This window comes from Kribbella sp. NPDC048915, from assembly GCF_040649595.1.
Taxonomy (GTDB): Bacteria; Actinomycetota; Actinomycetes; order Propionibacteriales; family Kribbellaceae; genus Kribbella.
Map to the genome: position 1 here is coordinate 64,993 of NZ_JBEZFT010000019.1, position 17,648 is coordinate 82,640.

A 17,648-nucleotide genomic window follows, 5' to 3' on the forward strand; every position below is an offset into this window, starting at 1 on the left:
CCAGCGAGACGCTCAGTCCGCGCGCCGCGGTGGCACCGTGACCCGGCTCAGATCCGAAGCCACCACGATCTCCCCCGCGAACTCCGCCGCAGCCTCCTCGTAGAACCGCTCCGGCTCCAGATACCGCTGCGAGAAGTGCGTCAGTACCAGCGTCCGTACGCCGCACTCCGCCGCGACCCGTGCCGCCTGACGCGCGGTCAAGTGCCCGAACCGCCGCGCCAGCTCGGCCTCCGCCGAGAGGTACGTCGACTCGATCACCAGCAGATCGGCCCCGTCCGCGAGCCGCAGCACGTTGGCGCACAACCGGGTGTCCATCACGAAAGCGAACCGCTGCCCCCGCCGCGGCTCGCTGACGTCCTCCAGCAGCACCCGCCGACCGTCGATCTCGAGAGATCCGGTCTGCTGCAGCCGATCGATCGCCGGCCCGATCACGCCGTACGCCGCCAGCTTGTCCGGCAGCATCCGCCGCCCGTCGGGCTCGATCAACTGATAGCCGAACGACTCGATCGGATGCTCCAGCCGTCGCGCCCACAACTGCCCGAACGGCCCGACCGACAGCAGACCGTCCTCCTCCACCGGCTCCTCAAGCAGCGTGGCCCGCTCGAAGAAGGAGGCGGCGTACCGCAGCCGCTCGAAGTACTGCTGCCCGGACGCCGGGTAGTGCGCCCGCACCGGATGCGGTACGTCGTCCAGCGACAGCCGCTGCACCACGCCAGGTACGCCGAGGCAGTGGTCGCCGTGGAAATGCGTCACGCACAACCGGGTGATCGCGCCGGCCGGGACGCCGGCGTAAATCATCTGCCGCTGCGTCCCCTCCCCCGGATCGAAGAGGAACCCTTCGTCGTCCCAGCGCAGTAAGTAGCCGTTCTGCGTGCGCTCACGCGACGGCACCTGACTGCCGGTCCCGAGCACGACGAGCTCACGCACGCGCCCAACAGTAGCCAAACGCCCGGAGGAAGTACTCGACCTCGGCCTCGGTCCAGATCAGCGGTGGGCGGATCTTGAGCACTCCCCCGGCCGGACCGGTCGTCCCGACGAGGACGCCGTACTCGCGCAACCGCTCCGCGAAGCCGGCGGCGTCCGGCACCTCGACTCCCACCATCAACCCCTGCCCGCGCACGACAGCCTCGGGTGCTGCGGCCGCAATGCCCGCGCGCAGCAGCTCGCCGAGAGCACCGGAACGCTCGACGAGACCGGTCTGCTCGATGACGTCGAGCACCGTGAGCGCCGCGACACACGACACCGGGTTGCCGGCGAAGGTACTGAAGAACTCGTCAACCGCCGCGAACCGCTCGGCGAGCTCCCGGCGGGTGATCAGCGCCGCGACCGGATGACCGTTGCCCATCGGCTTTCCGAGCGTGACGAAGTCCGGCGTCAGCCCGAAGTCGAGGAACCGCCACAGGTTCCGTCCGCCGCGGCCGAACCCTGCCTGCACCTCGTCGGCCAGGAACAGCCCGCCGGCCGACCGCACCTCGTCCTGCAGACCGCGCATGAAGTCGTCCGAAGGCGTCAGAATCCCCGCGCTGCTGAACACCGAATCGACAGCGAGCAGCGCAACCTGATGACCGCTGCGCCACAGTTCAGCGGCGGCGGCGCGGACCCGGGCATGGGCCTCGGCGCCGCCCTCGCCCGACCGCGGCGCCTCGAAGGTCGCGATGTGCGGTGGCCGCGCCGACGGCGGATACGTGTTGGTCGACCAGGCGGCCGTCGCCTCGCTCACCCCGTGGTACGCGAGATCCGCGACGATCGCCCCGGAGCCCCCGGTGGCCAGTCGCGCCATCCGCCAGGCCAGATCATTGGCCTCGCTCCCCGAGTTCACGAACACGCACGTGTCGAGACCGTCCGGCATCGAGGCGACCAGCCGCTCGGCCAGTTCGACCGCATGCGGATGCAGGTAGCGGGAGTTGAGGTTGAGTACGGCGGCCTGCCTCGAGATCGCCTGGACCACGGCCGGATGCGCGTGGCCGACCACCGGAACGTTGTTGTAGGCATCGAGATACCGCCGCCCGTCGGCAGTGTGGATCCAGGCCCCTTCGGCCCGGACCGGCTGCAACGGTTCGCGATAGAACAGCGGCGAGAGGTCACCGCCGAGCACGGCCTTCCGCCGTACCAGCAACGCCGGATCCGCGGTCGTGGTCACCCGCAACGTCCCGCAGAGCCGGTGGAAGCGACCGGCCAACTCGACCCGGTCGAGGTCGGCGAGTTCGTCGAGGACGCGCCAGCTACCCGAAACCAGGCTGGTCAGGTACTCCTCGTTCTCCGGGTACAACGGGGCCCGCCAGGCCGAGATCAGGATGCTCGCGACGCAGCGGGCGAGCACCAGCTCGCCGAGGACGTCCACCTCCGCGGGCTCCAGCGGCAGCTCCCGCTGGTAGGCGTCGAGGAACTGCCGAGCGTCGCTCCACAGGTCGTCGGACTCACGCAGCAGAGACGTCAGACTGATCGCCAGGTCGGCGACCCGGGCGGTGTGATGCATGTCGCCGAAGTCGATCACGCCGGTGATCCTGTCGGCAGTCATCAGCACGTTGCTCAACGTCACATCGCCGTGAAACACCGACGACGGCAACCCTTGAGTCGCCTCCGGCAGCCTGGCGAATCGATCCGTCAGCGCCTGCAACAAGGCCTGGCGATCGACGTCCGGCACGTGCTCGACGTACCGCTGGAGGCTGCTGACCAGTCGCGGATCCCAGTCGAGCCGCCGGTACGCCGCCGGATGGCCGAAGCTCTCCAACGCCTTCGCGAGCCGTGCACACACCGCACCGAACTCGCCCGGGAACCACGACGGCAACGCGGTCAGATCGCCGACGTCACCCGGCAGTGTCGTGATCACCCGGACCTGATGCATCCGGCCGTCGTTCGCCCGCAGCACGGTGACCGGGCCGCCGGCCGTCGCCGGCAGCACCCGCGGAATCGGGAACCCTGGATCGACGAGCTCGACATGCCGCATCGCCGCACACTCCATCGCGATCTGGCTGCTGTCGTCCCCGGAGTTCGAGACCTTCACCACCCACCGCGCCGTGCCGCTCTCGGCCAGGAAGTTCCGGTCCCGCTCACTCCGCAGCTCGGTCAGGACGGCGTCGACGCCGTACTGCTGCCGCAACAGCCGATCGACCAGCAGCACGTCGACCTCCGGCGGATCCGCCACCATGCTCGGCGTCCGCTCCGGCATCACATCCATGACGTCTCCTCGGCGAAACCCGGATCAGGGCAGGACGAGCGGGCCGGCCTCGATCAGCAGCGACGGTACGACGACGCTCTCCATGAACGTCTGGTCGCAGCGCTGCCGCTCCGCGCCGACGCCGATGACCGCGTTCAGCACGTCCTGCATCCGGAACGTGAACCGCAGCTGCGGATGCCAGCCGACGAGCTCACCGCCCTCGGTCCAGTACGTCGCATCGCGCGTCGTGCCGGTCACCAGCGTCTCCTTCGGGTGCAGGACGCGCAGGTAGTCGAGGCGGTTGACGACCAGGCCGCTGCCGCACTCGGCGAGCAGCTCGTCCTCACTCGACGTACCGGCATCGAGCAACAGATGGGACGGCACCGGATCACCGCCGAACCGCCAGCCGTCCGGCACCGCGTGTCCCGTCGGTACGCCGTCCGTCAGGCCGGCCCGCCGCAGGTCGGACACCAGCCCGACCAGGACACCGTTCTCGAGCAGTGGTGTCCGGCGGCGGACGTTGCCCTCAGCATCGAATCCGCTCGGCAGACCGTCAGCAGCGCAGCCGTCGTCGACCAGCGTGACCAGCTCGCTCGCCACCTTCTCGCCCAGCCGCCCGGAGACCGCGGATCGACCGGTCGCATAGGCGTTCGCGCCGAGGACCGCATAGCCGTACGTCGCGATGAGTGCGTTGGCAGCTTGTGGTTTCAGGAGCACACGGCAGGTTCCGTGCCGGGCGTCGACCGTCGGCAACGGGCGAAGCGCGTCGCGCAGTCTCCCCGGGATCTCGTCGACGGGGATCCGGTCGGCGTCGCGGTGCATCAGCTTGACACTCGCGGACCGGCCGTCCTGCTCGGCGATCGCCTGGATCGATGCCTTGGTCAACGTCTCCGAACGGAGCAATCCGGTGGAGTCGGCAACCACCCGGTCCAGCACGTCGAAGCGAATCGCCCCACCGAGCTTGGCAACCGGATCGAGGCCGTCGCGGACCGTCGCGAACCAGCGATGCCGGACCGCCGGGTCGGACTCGAGAACCGACGCGGCAGCCGGGATCCGCGGCGTCGGCGCCGAGCGGTCGGCGCCGAGCGGCAGCTCACCGTCGGGCCCGGCCGGCAGGTCGCCCAGCGCCGCATGCAAGCGCTCGGCGAGCCCGCGCACAGCCTCCGCGTCGAGGGTCTCCAGGGAACCTGCGACCGAGCGCCCGTTCCGGGTGATCCGGGCCCGGACCCGCAGCCGCCGCTCGCTGTGCTGCGCGGTGATCTCGGACTCGGCGTACCGCAACAGGTCGGCGTTCTCGCCGAGGACGTCGATGCGGGTGCCGTCACCGAGGATCTCCAACGCCTGCCGGACCAGTGATTCCTGGATGCTCATCGTCCCACCTGTACGTTCTGGAAGCGGCCGGGAACCGTGCCGTGGCCGAGATGCGCCACCTGCAACGGTTCGCCCTTGTTGCAGGACGGGACGCCGTGCACCTTCCACTCGTCCGGTCCACCGAGCGCGTCGAGACTGCCCCAGAACGTCGGGGTGTCGCTCTGGTACGTGCAGTTCTTCAGCAGCCGCCCGAGTTTGCCGTCGCGGATCTCCCAGCCGAGCTCGGTCTGGAAGCGGAAGCTCATCCGCTGGTCGTCGATCGAGAAGCCCCGATTGGTGTCGACCAGGATGCCGCGCTTGGTGCCGGCGATCATCTCCGCCAGCGAGGACTCCCCCGGCTCCAGGCAGATGTTGGTCATCCGCACCAACGGCAGCCGTTGCCAGCCGTCCGCGCGCGCCTGCCCGGTCGACTCGAGTCCGAGCGCACCGGCGTACTCGCGGCTCGTCATGTACCCGACGAAGATGCCGTCCTGCACCAGGTCGGTGCGCTGCGCCGGCACGCCTTCGTCGTCGTACTTGAACGAGCCGAGCGCACCGGGGATGGTCGCGTCGGCGTAGGCGGAGACGATCGGCGTACCCCAGCGGAAGTTGCCGCGCCGCTCCGGGGTCGCGTACGTGCCGCCGGCGAGGCTGGCCTCGGTACCGAGCGCGCGGTCGGCCTCCATCGGGTGGCCGGCGCACTCGTGCAGAACCATCGCCAACTGGTTGCCACCGGCAATCAGCGTGGTGATCTCGTCCGGGCACTGCGGCGCGGTCAGCAGCGCCACCGCCTCGGACGCGACCCGGGCCGCGTTCTCCACCAGGCCGAGCGAAAGCACGTGCTCGTAGCCCGCCAGAGCGAAGTCGCCGCGCTGACCGCGGATCTGCCGCGGCACGCCTTGCGGGAACGAGCGGCGCTGGACGTCGTTGCCGTCACCCGCGTTCACCATCAGGCCGCCGCCGCTCTCGGTCAGGGTCTGCTCGATCAGCGCGCCCTCGGTGTTCGCGAAGACCTTCTCGTCGCGGTAGAAGTCCATCGACGCTTCGATCTGCTGCACCAGCGGGCCCGCCGTCGACGCCTCCTTCACGGCGGCGGACAACAGGTCGAGCTTGGTCGACAAGGCGACCTGAAACGGATCCACCTCCAGGGGTGAGACCCACGTGTCACGGGTGGTCACCGGCGTCCCCAGGGCGACGTTCCCGCCGCCACCGGCCGCGCGGGCCTGGCCGACCGCCTGCGACACCACGGCGTCCACCCCCTGCGGGTCCAGCCGGTGTGTCGCGGCGAAACCCCAGCGGCCGCCGATCAGGACCCGCAGCCCGAGGCCGAGTGAGTCGTCGTAGTTCACCTCGCCGGGTCCGTCGAGCTCGACGAGCACCTGCTCGTGGGTCCGGCGAACGACGCGGATGTCGCCGTACTGGACGTCGTTGGGCAGCAGGCCGAGCACCACCTCTGCGAGATCACGGGATGCAGTCACGAAGGACCTCCGAATCGAGGTTGGGGGAACGGGCGCCACTGTCCAGCACTGTAGCAGTCACTACGAGATTCTGTGAAGACGTTGTGTTTGCTACAGAACCGCGGATCACCGCTTCGGGCGGACGTCGATCGCGAGGCTGATGCTGAACGCGGCCACGACCAGGGCCCCGCCCAGCAGCGTCAGTCCGGTGTCGCCGAAGACGCCGGCGGTCATCGCCACGAACAGCACCACCAGCGCGAGCACCACCGCGGCTGCGATCTTCCAGTCGTCACCGATGACGAAGTCGTACCAGAACTGGCCGAATGCCTTGAGAAACTTCACTTCTGCACCTCCACAGGTACGGCGGGAGTCGCGGGCGCGGGCTTGCGCAGCGCCGCGACGAAGATCCGGCTGAGCACCAGCCACGCGGCGATCAGGACCAGAATCATCAGGTCGTGCCCCGGCCAGTCGAGACTCTCGCGGCCGACCCGGAAGATGCCGATCCCCTCGACTGCCCAGTACGTACCGAACGACGCCAGCAGCAGACCGACGCCGTACTTGAGCAGATTCTCGTTGATCATCGACAGCGGCCGGCGCAACGCGATCGCGACCGCGAGCACGATGACCACCGCGGCGATCGCACCGAGGCTGGCGCCCGGGATGTTGCCGGCGTTCAGCCCGAAGGTCAGCACGATGAAGACAACCTCCATGCCTTCCAGGAACACACCCTTGAACGACACCATGAACGCGAACAGGTCCAGCCCCCGCGCGGTCTCGCCGGCCGCCTTCGCCGCCTCGACCTCCTCGCGGTAGATCGCGTCCTCGTCGTGAATCGCCTTCCGGCCGGACGAGCGGAGAATCGCCTTGCGCAGCCACTGCAGCCCGAAGATCAGCAGCAGTCCGCCGATCGCCAACTGCAAGGCCGATTCCGGCAGCCAGGTCGCGAGCGCGTACCCCGCCGCGACGGTGACCACCGCGAGGGCGCCGAGCGCCGCGAACGTCCCGGCCAGCGCCGATCGCCAGCTCCGGGTGTACCCCATCGCCATCACGATCGTGGTCGCTTCGACCATCTCCACGAAACACGCGACGAACGTCGCGATGATGAGCCCCCAGGTTGCCGCGTCCATCACTCACTTCCTTCAGCTAGATGCAACATATGCTTCATGAAACGATAGTTACACAGCTTGAGGAGTGTCAACGACACGGTCCAGAACGGCAAAACACCCGAAATCCCCGCAGAACAAGGGCAGACCGAAGCGCCCGATCCACTCAGGGAGGCGGTCGGGCGCTTCAGCCGGGAGGGGGCGAGATGTTCAGTGCAGGGCGGCCGCCAAGCTCGCCGACGAGATGTTGGCGCCACAGGAGACGATCGCGACCCGCTGCCCACGCAGTTCGGTACGGCGGGCGCGCGCGGCGGCGAACGCCAGCGCCGCCGATCCCTCGATCAACTGATGCTCAGTGTCGATCACGGTCCGCAGGGCATCCGCGATCGCGTCCTCGTCGACCAGGATCCAGTCGTCGACCAGGTCACGGCACAACGGGAACGTGATCGAGCCCGGCTCCACGCTGCCGGCCGTCCCGTCGGACAGCGTGTCCCCGGCATCGACGAGCACGATCTTCCCGGCCCGTACGGACGCCGCCATCGCGTCGTCCCGCAGCGGCGCGGCGCCGTACACCTTGATCCCCGGGCGGTGCTTCTTGAGGACGGCGGCGACACCGCTGATCAGTCCGCCGCCGCCGACCGCGACCATGACCGCGTCCAGCGGTGCGCCGGCCAGCTGTTCGAGGATCTCGACCGCGAGCGTTCCCTGCCCGGCGATCACGTCCGGGTCGTTGTACGGCGGGACGTAGGTCAGCCCGTGCTCCGCGGCGAACGCCCGTGCCTTCGGCTCGAGGACCCCGGAGTCGTTGCCCTCGGCCCGTAGTTCGAGACCGAACCGGCGGAGCGCCGCAACCTTGCTCGGCGATGCGTTCTCCGGCAGGTACACGATTCCCCGGCCGCCCAATGTCGCGAGCGCGTTGCCGACGCCCAGACCGTGGTTGCCGGTGGAGGCGGTCACCACGCCGGCCTGCCGCTCGGCATCGGTGAGCGTAAGCAGTTTCGCCAGCGCACCGCGGGCCTTGAACGACCCCGTGCGCTGCAGGTGCTCACACTTCACCAGCACCTCCGCGCCGAGCTCGTCGCTGAAGGCGTCGAACCGCACGAACGGCGTGAGCAGGAGATGCGCCCGCAGCCTCGGGGCCAGCCGCTCGGACCGCGCGGCGACCTCCTGCCAGCTCAGCGACTCGGTCACGTCGCCACAGCCAGCTGCGCGCGCAGCCCGGCCCGGAGCGGGATACACATCGGCTTTCCGCTGACCGGATGCGGTACGACCTTGGACTCCACGCCGAAGACGTCGCGGATCGTGTCGCAGGTGAACACGTCTTCGGGCGGGCCCTCGGTCACCAGTGCGCCGGACTTCATCACGAACACGTGATCGGCGTACTCGGCGGCCATGTTGAAGTCGTGCAGCACCATCGCCACCGTCTTGCCCTGCTCCTGATTCAACTGGTGCAGCAGGTCCAGCACCTCGAGCTGGTAAGCGACGTCGAGGTACGTGGTCGGCTCGTCGAGCAGGATCAGGTCGGTCCCCTGCGCGAGACAGAGCGCGATCCACACCCGCTGCCGCTGGCCTCCGGACAACTGGTCGACGTGCTGGTGCCGCAGTTCGGCCGTCCGGGTGACATTCATCGCCCATTCGACGGCCTCCTTGTCGGCGGCGCTCGGCACCTTCAGCGAGGCCCGGTGCGGGTGCCGGCCGAACCAGACCAGATCCTCGACCGAGATCGACTCCGGTGTGACCAGCACCTGCGGCAGGATCGCGAGCAGCCGGGCCACCTCCTTGGTCGAAGTGTCCTGGATCGACTTGCCGTCCAGGATCACGCTGCCCTTGGCGGGCGGGAGCAACCGGGCCAGGGCGCGCAGCGCGGTGCTCTTCCCCGAGCCGTTCGGCCCGATCAGCACGCTGACCTTCCCGTCCGGGACGGTGAGCGTCAGATCCTCGGCGATCACTCGCTGGTCGTACGCGAGCTCCACGCCCTGTGCCTGCAGACGCATGGCGTTCTCCTACTTTCCGGTCTTCACGAGCAGGTAGAGGAAGTACGGCCCGCCGACGACCGCTGTCACCAGTCCGGCGGGGATCTCGAGCGGGGGCGCCAGGCCGCGGCCGATCATGTCGGCGCTCAGCATCAGCAGGACGCCGAACAACCCGGCCGCGGGCAGCGAGGCGAGGTGCCGGCCGCCGAACACCCGCCGGGCCATGTGCGGGGCGATCAGGCCGACGAAGCCGATCGTGCCGGAGACCGCAACGGCCGCGGCGGCGAGCGCGACCGCGAACAGCAGCAGTGTCCGCCGAGTCCGTTCGACCGGCTCGCCCAGTCCGGCCGCGAGGTCGTCACCGAGGCCGAGGACGTCGAGCTTGCGGGCCCAGACCACGATCAACGGGACCAGCACCACGACCCACGGCAGGATCTCGAACACGGCGCTCATCGACCGACCGAACAGACTGCCGGTCAGCCAAATCAGCGCCGCGCTGACGTCGAGCGGGTTGCGCACCAGCAGGAAGCGGATGCCGGCCTCGAACGCCGCACTGACCGCAATTCCGACCAGTGCGATCCGGACCGGCGTCGCGCCGCGGCGGTACGCCAGCAGATACACCAGCGCCGCCGCGACCAGGCCACCGGCGAAGGCGGCCGGTACGACGGCCAGCACCGGCAGCCCGGGAAGCACCAGCAGCGTGAGCATGCCCGCGAACCCGGCACCCTTGGTGACACCAACGATGTCGGGAGCAGCCAGCGGGTTGCGGATCACGCCCTGCATGACACCGCCGGAGACCGCGAGCGCGATCCCGACCAACCAGGCCAGCAGAACCCGCGGCAGCTGGAACTGCACGACGATCTGCGCCGCCTGATTGCTGGTGTCGCCGATCAACGCCCGGAACACGTCACCCATCGACACCTCGGTCGCGCCGACACTGAGACTGTAGAAGCTCAGGACGAGAGCGAGGACGCCGAGCGATCCCATCAGGACGCCGGGATGCTTCTGTGCCAGCGACGTCCGGTGGACGGGCCGGGCGACCACGGCGGCGCTCATGCGGAACTCACCTTCTGCCGGCGGGCGAGGTAGACGAAGATCGGTGCGCCGATGAGTGCGGTGACCACACCGGCGGGCACCTCGAACGGCGGCTTGACGAAGCGGGACAGGATGTCGGCGTACAGCACCAGGACGGATCCGCCCAACGCGCACAGCGGGAGCAGGGCGGTGTAGCTGGAACCGACCAGCCGGCGCATGATGTGCGGAACGATCAGGCCGATGAAGGCGACCGGCCCGGCCACCGACACCGCGGCGCCGCACAGCACGATCACCAACGCGGATCCGAGCATCCGGGTCCGCTCGACGTTCTGCCCCAGGCCGCGGGCCATGTCGTCGCCGAGCGCCAGCAGGTTCAGCGACCGGGCCATCGAGAACGCACCGATCAGCCCGACCACCAGCCAGGGCAGCAGATTGCGGATGTCCTGCCAACCCGCGAAGTTCACGCCGCCGACCAGCCAGAACAGCACGCTGTCGGTGGAGTTCTCGTCGAAGATGATCAGCACCTGGGTGAGCGAGACCAGCAGGCTGGTCGCCGTCACACCGGCCAGGGCGAGCCGGACCGGACTGACCCGGCCGCGTCCCGAACCGGCCAGCAGCATTACCGCGACACCGGCCGCGGCCGCGCCGCCGAAGGCGAGCAGGATCGTCGGCGCACCCGCCAGCGACGGCGCCACGGTGATCGCCAGCACGACGACGAACACCGCACCGGCGTTCACACCCATGATCTCGGGCGCCGCCAGCGGGTTCGCCGCGACCGCCTGCATCAGCGCACCGGCCACCGCCAGGGCGGCGCCGACGCAGAGCGCCAGCACCACCCGCGGCATCCGGATCGACTGGATGATCAGCGCGGTCGAGTCCTCCGCGGAGAAGATCGCGCCGGGGATCCTCGACAGTGGAATGCGTTCACTGCCGATTGACAGCGCCCACAACACGCCCGCCACGATCAGCACCAGCGTCGCCAGGGACACCCACGTGACCCGCTGCTTGCTGGTGACGATCCGGGGCCGTTTGTGCGCGGCGTCCTCGGCTCGTTCGGGCTTCGCGCCCACGGTCAGGGACATGTCACTTCCCGTAGAGGAGTTTGACGGCGTCCTGGGCGACGACCTCGGCGGAGATCAGGCCGCGCGAGCGGGACCACTCGTTCGCGTCCACGTCGTAGCTGGCGTTGTTCTGCACCGCGGGCACCTGCTTCCACAGCGGACTCTTCGCCCAGGTGTCGCGCAGCGTCGGCCCCTTGTTGGCGCCGATGAACATGATGTCCGGCTTGGCACTGACCAGCGTCTCCAGCGTCAGCGACACCGACGCGTCGGAGCCCTTGTCCGGCAGCGCCGTGTCGATGCCGATCGCGGCCAGGACGCCGGGGGTGTAGGCACGCGGCGGGAAGCCGGTGAAACTCTTCTCGGCGGTCCGGACGAACAGCGCCTTGCGGCCGTCGTCGGCCGGGATCTTGCTCTTCAGGTCGCTCATCAGCTGGGCGTGCTGGGTGAGCCGTTGCTTCATCGCGTCACACTTGTTCAGCGCGATCGCCGTCGACATCTCGCTGTCCAGCACCTGCTGGTAGTTGCCGTTCAAGCTCGGGTAGGCGATTGTCGGCGCGATCTTCGACAGTTGGCCGAGGATCGCCTTGTGCCGGCCGGAGTCGGCGACGATCAGGTCGGGCTTCAGCGCGGTGATCACCTGGATGTTCGGCGTCGCTCGCAGGCCCACCGACTTGTACTCGCCGACCTTGTCCCGCAGCGCGGCGATGATCCGCTCCGGTTGGTTGTCGTCGGCAACGCCGACCGGGGACATGCCGACCGCGACCAGCGCGTCGACGAATGAGTACTCCAGCGCGACGACCCGCTCCGGGTCGCCGGTGATCGTGGTGTCGCCGGCGTCGGACGTGATGGTCCGCGTCGGCTTGCCGCATTCGTCCAGGTTGACGTCGGAGCTGACGCCGGGCGCGGCGGCGGCCCGGTCCGCGTTCGGCGCTGCCCCCGCAGCCGGCGACGTGGACGAGGCAGTGGTCCCGCAGGCCGCCAGCAGGGCGGCCGTGCAGGTCAGGGTCAGTACGGCGAGAACGCGCCGTGAGCGGGAGGCGGAGAAGGACATGACATGTGCTCCTCGAGACTAAGGATGCGGGGGAGGGTCAGCGGATCCCGGCGAACGACGCTCCCGGAGCGGGAACGTCCGGACGGTCCTCGGCAGCGGGACCGTCGTACAGGTTCCAGGGGACCTGCTGGTAGCTGTTCGAGCAGGGCACACCGTGGGTGAGGTGATAGGTGCCCGTCGTCAGGTCGACCAGGCTGGACACGACGGTGATGCAGCGGTCGAGCTCGTGCCGGCGCGGATCGGCGTGCTGGCAGACGGCGTCGGGGTGGCCGAAGTGGTCGGTCATCGCCGCGCGCACGGTCGCGCGGACGGCGTCGTCGGAGGTGCCTTCGGAGCGGAGCCGGGACAGCCCGGCCTCCACTCGCGGCACCCGGTAGAGGGAGTCGACCGAGAACGGGCGGTAGCGGTCCTCGATCTGCGGCGGGACGAACGCCTGGAAGTGGTTGCCGTGCACCAGCAACCCCTCCGTCGGGTACATCCAGCCGTGCCGGCCGGGCGTGGTTTCGACGTCGATGGCGAAACCGTCCCGGTGGGTGAGCAGGAGGTTGCTGGACAGACTCTGGCGGGCGTCGAAGACGGCCTTCAGCGCGTCGTGGAAGTCCCAGCTCTCCAGGACCTTGCGGCGGACCGCGGCCCCGGGGACACCCAGGCCGCGGCCGAAACCGGCGCCGAGACCGTTGGCGTTCAAGGCGATCCCGGCCGAGTTCGCTCCGTGCCGCGCGACCTGGCCGGCCTCGACCTGGCAGATGATCGTCGGCTTGCCGGGCTGGGCGATGCGCAGCACCACGATGGTGTCGGCGGTGCCTTCCCACAGGTCCCAGTTCTGGCCGGCCAGCGTGTGCCCGAGTGCGTTCGCCGCGGGCAGCACCGCGAACGACGTACAGCCCTCGTCGTCCTCGTCGCCGTCGGAGTCGGTGTCGAAGGGGTTGCCGGCGGTGAGCTCACCGCGGGTGTTCAGCGCGAGGATCTCGTCGAAGCGCCGGCCGGAGCCCTCGGCGATCCCCCGCAGTTCGGGGAGCAGGTCAGGTGTGTAGCCCTCGATGATCGGGATCCAGGCGTGCGCTCGGTCCTGCACCTGCGACCAACTCAGGCCGGTCCGTCGCGCCACCGACTCGGCATAGAACGCCGCCGATGCGGCGATCTGCTCGCGGACCGCCTCGCCGTACTGCCGGCCGCGGTCCCGCGGGTCCGGTGCCGAGATGTCGATCGTTGCAATCACGGATACTCCCGGTAGAAGTGGACTCAGACCGCTACCGCCGCCCCGACGACGGCTGCCCGTTGTGTTTGCTACGGATATTCATTTGACGGTAGTGATCGCTACAATCGCTGTCAACGGGTTCGCGAAGTTCGCGGATGAAAAGATGGCTCTCTTCGGACCTACGGAGGACGCTCGTGACCACAGCTGAGGCCAAACCGCCGACCCTGCAGGAGCGCGTTGCGGCACGCCTTCCCGACCTCACCGCGACCGAGCGGAAGGTCGCCGAACACCTGGCCGCCCACCCGCAGCAGGCCGCGTTCTCCTCCGCCGAGGAGCTCGGCCGCGCGACCGGCACCAGTGACGCCAGCGTCGTGCGCACGGCGAAGGCGCTCGGGTACGACGGGTTGCCCGGCCTGAAGCGTTCGCTCCAGGGGCAGCTGCAGACGCTGCTCACGCCGGCCAACCGGCTCAGCGCGAGCCTGGAGTCGTTCGGCAAGGAAGGCCCGGAATCGTTGCTGCGCGCGACCCTGCGCGATCACATCGAGCATCTGACGCTGGCCGAGCAGAACATCGACACCGACGCGTTCCGGCGCGCGGTGGAGCTCGTCGACCAGGCCCGCGAGACGGTCGTCTGCGGGTTCGCCGGCCTGGACGGAGTGTCGGAGTACATCGCCACCCACCTGACCCGGATCGGGCACCGGGCCCGCGTCGCCAGCGACACCGGCTACCGGCTCGCCGACCGGATCCTGCTGCTCGAGCCCGACGACGTCGTGGTCGTGATGGCGCACAACCGGTTGATCCGCGAGTCACGGGTGATCATCGACCACTGCCGCGAGGCCGGTGTCCCGGTCATCCTGGTCACCGACACGCTCGGCGAGGCGCTGCGGGACGAGGTCGAGGTCGTCATCTCGGCGCAGATGAGCCGGCCCGGGACGTTCACCAGCCAGGCGATGGTGCTGATCCTGCTGGAGGCGCTGACCATCGCGGTCGCCGCGCAGGACCGTGAACGCGCCCTGGCGAACACCGAGCGGATGCGGCAGCTCCGTGAGGACCTGAACGGCTACCTGCTCGCCGACGAGACCGCGCTCGGTTTCGCGCGGCCGGCCACGGACAAGCCGAAACGCAAAGGCCGGGGCTGAGGCTCAGTCCTTGCCCTCGGTGCGCTCGAAGACGTCGGCCTCGAACTCCTCCAGCAGGCGCTCACACTCGGCCACCTTGGCGCGCGCGAGTTCCTTGCCGTCGGCATCCATCCAGTCCCGGCCCTCCACCTTGGCCAGCCAGCGGCGGAGCTTCTCCAGGTCTTGGCGGATCTCCTCGGCCTCCTCGAACGTGTAGTTCTCGCGGAACCGCTCGAACTCGATCTCCTTGACGAACTTGGTCTCACACTCCTCGACGATCTCGGCGTACTCCTTGGCCGACTGCGCCCGGAAGCCCTCGACGAACTGCGCACGCACCTCGTCGTCGACCTCGGTCAGCGTGAGGAAGACGCTGGAGCCGCCGAGGTCGGCGACCCGCTCGCGCACCTTCTCCATCCCGGCCCGCAGTTCGTCGCGGTCGGGCAGCACGCACACCGCCTGCTGGACGTAGTAACCCCCGAGCCGCTTGAGCTCGCGCCACACCGCCACCCGCGCCCGGGAGGACTCGCTGGGCACCTTGTAGATGAGCAGCAGCCAGCCTTCCGGCTTCTTGGTCGAGGTACGTCGGGTCGCCATGCGCAAAGGTTACCCACCGACCTGGGCCCGCAGCCCGTCGACGAGATACGGCATCACCTCCTGCCAGTCCGCGACCAGCCCGACGTCGCAGTGCGCGAAGATCTCGGCGGCCGGGTCGGTGTTGATGGCCAGTACGGTCCCGGCCCGGCTCGCGCCGGCCAGGTGATTCAGGTTCCCGGACAGGCCGACGGCGACGTACATCCGCGGCGCCACGCTGCGGCCGGTGATGCCGACCTGGCGGCCGTGCGGCAGCCAGCCCTCGTCGGTGACCTTGCGGGTCGCGGCGAGCTCGGCGTTCAGCACGTCCTTGATCGGTTCGAGGTCGGCGTACCGGTCCGGCGGGACGCCGCGTCCGACGCCGATGACGAACTCGGCCCGGTCCAGCGCGTCGCCGTCGTCACCGGTACTGCGGTGCGCACGAGCGAGCGCGGGCTCGTCCGCGACCTCGAGGAGATGTTCGGTGAGAACACGGTCGGCGCGCGGGGTCCGCAACGGCAGCAGGCCGGTGCGCAACGTTGCGATCTGCGGCGATCCGTGGCTGATGATCTCGGCGAGCGTGCCGCCGCCCGACGGTTTCAGTCCGGCCAGCCGGGGCGCCGGGCCGGAGGTCACCGAGAGGCTGACGAGGTCGGACATCAATCCGGCGCCGAAGGCAACGGCCAATCGAGCGAGCACTTCCCGGTCCCAGGGCAGGGCCGCACCGAGGACGGCCCAGGGTTCCCAGTGGGCGATCCAGGAAGTCAGCGCTCTTGCCACTGGCCGCGGCTCCGCGCCGTTGAGCGTGACCAGCTCGTCCGCACCCCAGCGCGCCAGGTCGTCCGGTCCGTCGGGTGCACGGACCGCGACCACAGCACCGCCGACGTCCGCGGCCAGCGCCGCGGCGGCGCCCAGCAACGCCCGGGTCCCGGCGACCGGTCCAGGTCCGACGAGCGCGACCACGTCCGGACCGTGGCGTTGCGGGACCGGCACCGGCTCGGCCGCGGCACGGACCGGCGCGTCGAAGCAGCCGCGCGCGACCAGCTCGGCGATGGCCCTTGAGACCTGCCGGTCCGGCCGGCCACGGAAGATCACCGGATCCCGGGTCAGCGGCGCGGGATGCACCTGCGACACCTTGGTCGGGCTTCCCGGAAGGCCCCACGTCCCCGGCGGGAGATCGGCCGTGCTGACCAGGCGTACGGCGGCCTCGGCCGGCCACTGCTCGACCGGCATTTTCGCGGGTGGGCAGGAACGCTCGGCCACCGAGACGACCGCCGGTAGGTCGACGACGACCGACTCGGTGCCGTCGTCGTGCTGGACGGTCGTCCGGAGCCGGGTCCCGTCGGGCTCGACGGTCAGGACCGGACCGGCGTACGGCAGGCCGAGCAGCTCGGCAAGCATCGCACCGACGGCGCCGGTGCTGCCGTCGACCGAACTCGCACCGACCAGCACCAGGTCCGGTGGCTGATCCTGTAAGGCGATCGCGGCCGCCAGCGCGCGAGCGGTGACCAGACAGTCCGAACCGGCCAGCGCGGGGTCCGACAACAGCATCGCCTCGTCGGCGCCCCACGCCAGCGCTTCGCGGAGGACGTCGACGGCGGCGGGCGGTCCCATGGTGATCGCCGTACTACGACCACCGGACTCCCCTGCCAGCCGAACGGCCTGCGCCACGGCCCGGCGGCACCACGGATTCATCTCGGTGACCACACCGGCGCGCTCGAGGCGACCGTCCGCGTCGAGGCGTCCGCTGTGGTCACCCTTCGGCACCTGCTTCACCAGTGCCGTGACCCGCAGGGCCGACGGCGTCATGACAGTCCGGTCCCGACGGCGAGCCCGATCGCGAACGTGACCGCCGCGGAGAGACCGCCGAGCAGCAACTGACGGCCGCCGCCGTACCAGAACGGGCGCGCGGTGATCTTGCCGACGATGCCGCCGGTCACGATCAGGCCGACCGCGCTCAGCAGCAGGGCCGGCAGCACGCTCGAGGCGCCGAACACGAACGGGATCAGCGGGATCAGCGCACCGATCGCGAACGCGACGAACGACGAGCCGGCCGCGATCCACGGCGACGGCAGGTCGTTGGGGTCGACTCCGAGCTCCTCGCGGACATGGGTGTCGAGGGCGACGGCCGGGTCCTGGGTCAGCTCGCGCGCGACCTCGGCGGCCAGTTCCGGCCGCAGCCCCTTGGCCTCGTACATCATCGCCAGCTCGCGTTCCTCCTCGGCGGGATGGATCTCCAGCTCGCGCTTCTCGACGGCGATCTCGGCCTGCATCAGCTCGGTCTGCGAGGACACCGAGGTGAACTCGCCGGACGCCATCGAGCAGGCGCCGGCGACCAGACCGGCCAGGCCGGTCATCAGCACGATCTTTCCGGACGCCCCGCCGCCGACCACACCGGCGACCAGGGCGAAGTTCGAGACCAGACCGTCCATCACGCCGAAGGTGGCGGGCCGCAGCCAGCCGCCCGTGACATCGCGATGGGAGTGGTGGATCTCAGGGGTACGTTCCGCGACTTCGGCGGTCATCAAGCTGTCCTTCCGCACTGAGGTGAGCCTTGGCTTGCCAAGGTTTGCGT

General features: G+C 69.7%; 16 protein-coding genes. 1 reads left to right on the forward strand and 15 read right to left on the reverse strand.

The window, feature by feature from the left end:
- Window positions 1–12: 12 nt before the first annotated feature.
- The 12 genes from AB0B82_RS13195 to AB0B82_RS13250 form a co-directional block, all read right to left on the reverse strand.
- Window positions 13–927, reverse strand: coding sequence for a ribonuclease Z (locus tag AB0B82_RS13195; RefSeq protein WP_360166262.1), 915 nt, complete (start codon window positions 925–927; stop codon window positions 13–15).
- Entirely contained in the window at window positions 920–3,178 is a 2,259-nt protein-coding gene (locus AB0B82_RS13200; protein ID WP_360166265.1) for an aminotransferase class III-fold pyridoxal phosphate-dependent enzyme, read from the reverse strand. The genes AB0B82_RS13195 and AB0B82_RS13200 overlap by 8 nt, the downstream gene beginning before the upstream one ends.
- Window positions 3,179–3,202: 24 nt before the next feature.
- Window positions 3,203–4,528, reverse strand: a complete 1,326-nt coding sequence (locus tag AB0B82_RS13205; RefSeq protein WP_360166268.1) for a metallopeptidase TldD-related protein — start codon at window positions 4,526–4,528, stop codon at window positions 3,203–3,205.
- Window positions 4,525–5,985 carry a TldD/PmbA family protein gene (locus tag AB0B82_RS13210; RefSeq protein ID WP_360166271.1) on the reverse strand — a complete coding sequence of 487 codons (1,461 nt, stop codon included), beginning with the start codon at window positions 5,983–5,985 and terminating at the stop codon, window positions 4,525–4,527. The genes AB0B82_RS13205 and AB0B82_RS13210 overlap by 4 nt, the downstream gene beginning before the upstream one ends.
- Window positions 5,986–6,090: 105 nt before the next feature.
- Window positions 6,091–6,306, reverse strand: coding sequence for a hypothetical protein (locus AB0B82_RS13215; protein WP_360166274.1), 216 nt, complete (start codon window positions 6,304–6,306; stop codon window positions 6,091–6,093).
- On the reverse strand, window positions 6,303–7,091 hold the full coding sequence (locus AB0B82_RS13220; RefSeq protein WP_360166277.1) for a hypothetical protein: 789 nt from the start codon (window positions 7,089–7,091) through the stop codon (window positions 6,303–6,305). Before AB0B82_RS13220 ends, AB0B82_RS13215 begins: the two co-directional genes overlap by 4 nt.
- 186 nt (window positions 7,092–7,277) lie before the next feature.
- Window positions 7,278–8,258: a pyridoxal-phosphate dependent enzyme gene (locus AB0B82_RS13225; protein ID WP_360166280.1), complete on the reverse strand. Its 981-nt coding sequence runs from the start codon at window positions 8,256–8,258 to the stop codon at window positions 7,278–7,280.
- Window positions 8,255–9,061, reverse strand: coding sequence for an ABC transporter ATP-binding protein (locus AB0B82_RS13230; protein ID WP_360166283.1), 807 nt, complete (start codon window positions 9,059–9,061; stop codon window positions 8,255–8,257). Before AB0B82_RS13230 ends, AB0B82_RS13225 begins: the two co-directional genes overlap by 4 nt.
- A 9-nt stretch (window positions 9,062–9,070) precedes the next feature.
- Complete coding sequence (locus AB0B82_RS13235; RefSeq protein ID WP_360166286.1) at window positions 9,071–10,096, reverse strand: iron ABC transporter permease; 1,026 nt, start codon at window positions 10,094–10,096, stop codon at window positions 9,071–9,073.
- The gene (locus AB0B82_RS13240; protein WP_360166289.1) at window positions 10,093–11,157 is read right to left on the reverse strand and encodes an iron ABC transporter permease; all 1,065 of its coding nucleotides are present in this window, start codon (window positions 11,155–11,157) and stop codon (window positions 10,093–10,095) included. Before AB0B82_RS13240 ends, AB0B82_RS13235 begins: the two co-directional genes overlap by 4 nt.
- 1 nt (window position 11,158) lies before the next feature.
- Entirely contained in the window at window positions 11,159–12,187 is a 1,029-nt protein-coding gene (locus tag AB0B82_RS13245; RefSeq protein WP_360166292.1) for a Fe(3+) dicitrate ABC transporter substrate-binding protein, read from the reverse strand.
- Between the two features lie 37 nt (window positions 12,188–12,224).
- Window positions 12,225–13,406 carry a C45 family peptidase gene (locus tag AB0B82_RS13250; RefSeq protein ID WP_360166295.1) on the reverse strand — a complete coding sequence of 394 codons (1,182 nt, stop codon included), beginning with the start codon at window positions 13,404–13,406 and terminating at the stop codon, window positions 12,225–12,227.
- Between the two features lie 173 nt (window positions 13,407–13,579).
- Between AB0B82_RS13250 and AB0B82_RS13255 the strand changes: the two genes are divergently transcribed.
- The gene (locus tag AB0B82_RS13255) at window positions 13,580–14,524 is read left to right on the forward strand and encodes a MurR/RpiR family transcriptional regulator (protein WP_360166298.1); all 945 of its coding nucleotides are present in this window, start codon (window positions 13,580–13,582) and stop codon (window positions 14,522–14,524) included.
- A 3-nt stretch (window positions 14,525–14,527) separates the two neighbouring features.
- Here AB0B82_RS13255 and AB0B82_RS13260 read toward each other — a convergent pair whose 3' ends face one another.
- From AB0B82_RS13260 to AB0B82_RS13270, 3 genes are read right to left on the reverse strand one after another with little or no spacing between them, the layout of a single operon-like run.
- On the reverse strand, window positions 14,528–15,097 hold the full coding sequence (locus AB0B82_RS13260) for a Chromate resistance protein ChrB (protein WP_360166301.1): 570 nt from the start codon (window positions 15,095–15,097) through the stop codon (window positions 14,528–14,530).
- A gap of 9 nt (window positions 15,098–15,106) precedes the next feature.
- Window positions 15,107–16,882 (reverse strand): FAD-binding protein, encoded by a 1,776-nt coding sequence (locus tag AB0B82_RS13265; protein ID WP_360166303.1) that lies wholly within the window; start codon window positions 16,880–16,882, stop codon window positions 15,107–15,109.
- The gene (locus tag AB0B82_RS13270; RefSeq protein ID WP_360166306.1) at window positions 16,879–17,598 is read right to left on the reverse strand and encodes a VIT1/CCC1 transporter family protein; all 720 of its coding nucleotides are present in this window, start codon (window positions 17,596–17,598) and stop codon (window positions 16,879–16,881) included. The genes AB0B82_RS13265 and AB0B82_RS13270 overlap by 4 nt, the downstream gene beginning before the upstream one ends.
- Between the last annotated feature and the right edge of the window lie 50 nt (window positions 17,599–17,648).

Bases quoted from the DNA above. Each gene is read 5' to 3' on its own strand.
- AB0B82_RS13235 (WP_360166286.1), bottom strand. From the start codon at position 10,096: ATGAGCGCCGCCGTGGTCGCCCGGCCCGTCCACCGGACGTCGCTGGCA.
- AB0B82_RS13240 (WP_360166289.1), bottom strand. From the start codon at position 11,157: ATGTCCCTGACCGTGGGCGCGAAGCCCGAACGAGCCGAGGACGCCGCG.
- AB0B82_RS13220 (WP_360166277.1), bottom strand. From the start codon at position 7,091: ATGGACGCGGCAACCTGGGGGCTCATCATCGCGACGTTCGTCGCGTGT.
- AB0B82_RS13230 (WP_360166283.1), bottom strand. From the start codon at position 9,061: ATGCGTCTGCAGGCACAGGGCGTGGAGCTCGCGTACGACCAGCGAGTG.
- AB0B82_RS13245 (WP_360166292.1), bottom strand. From the start codon at position 12,187: ATGTCCTTCTCCGCCTCCCGCTCACGGCGCGTTCTCGCCGTACTGACC.
- AB0B82_RS13205 (WP_360166268.1), bottom strand. From the start codon at position 4,528: ATGAGCATCCAGGAATCACTGGTCCGGCAGGCGTTGGAGATCCTCGGT.
- AB0B82_RS13200 (WP_360166265.1), bottom strand. From the start codon at position 3,178: ATGGATGTGATGCCGGAGCGGACGCCGAGCATGGTGGCGGATCCGCCG.
- AB0B82_RS13265 (WP_360166303.1), bottom strand. From the start codon at position 16,882: ATGACGCCGTCGGCCCTGCGGGTCACGGCACTGGTGAAGCAGGTGCCG.
- AB0B82_RS13270 (WP_360166306.1), bottom strand. From the start codon at position 17,598: ATGACCGCCGAAGTCGCGGAACGTACCCCTGAGATCCACCACTCCCAT.
- AB0B82_RS13260 (WP_360166301.1), bottom strand. From the start codon at position 15,097: ATGGCGACCCGACGTACCTCGACCAAGAAGCCGGAAGGCTGGCTGCTG.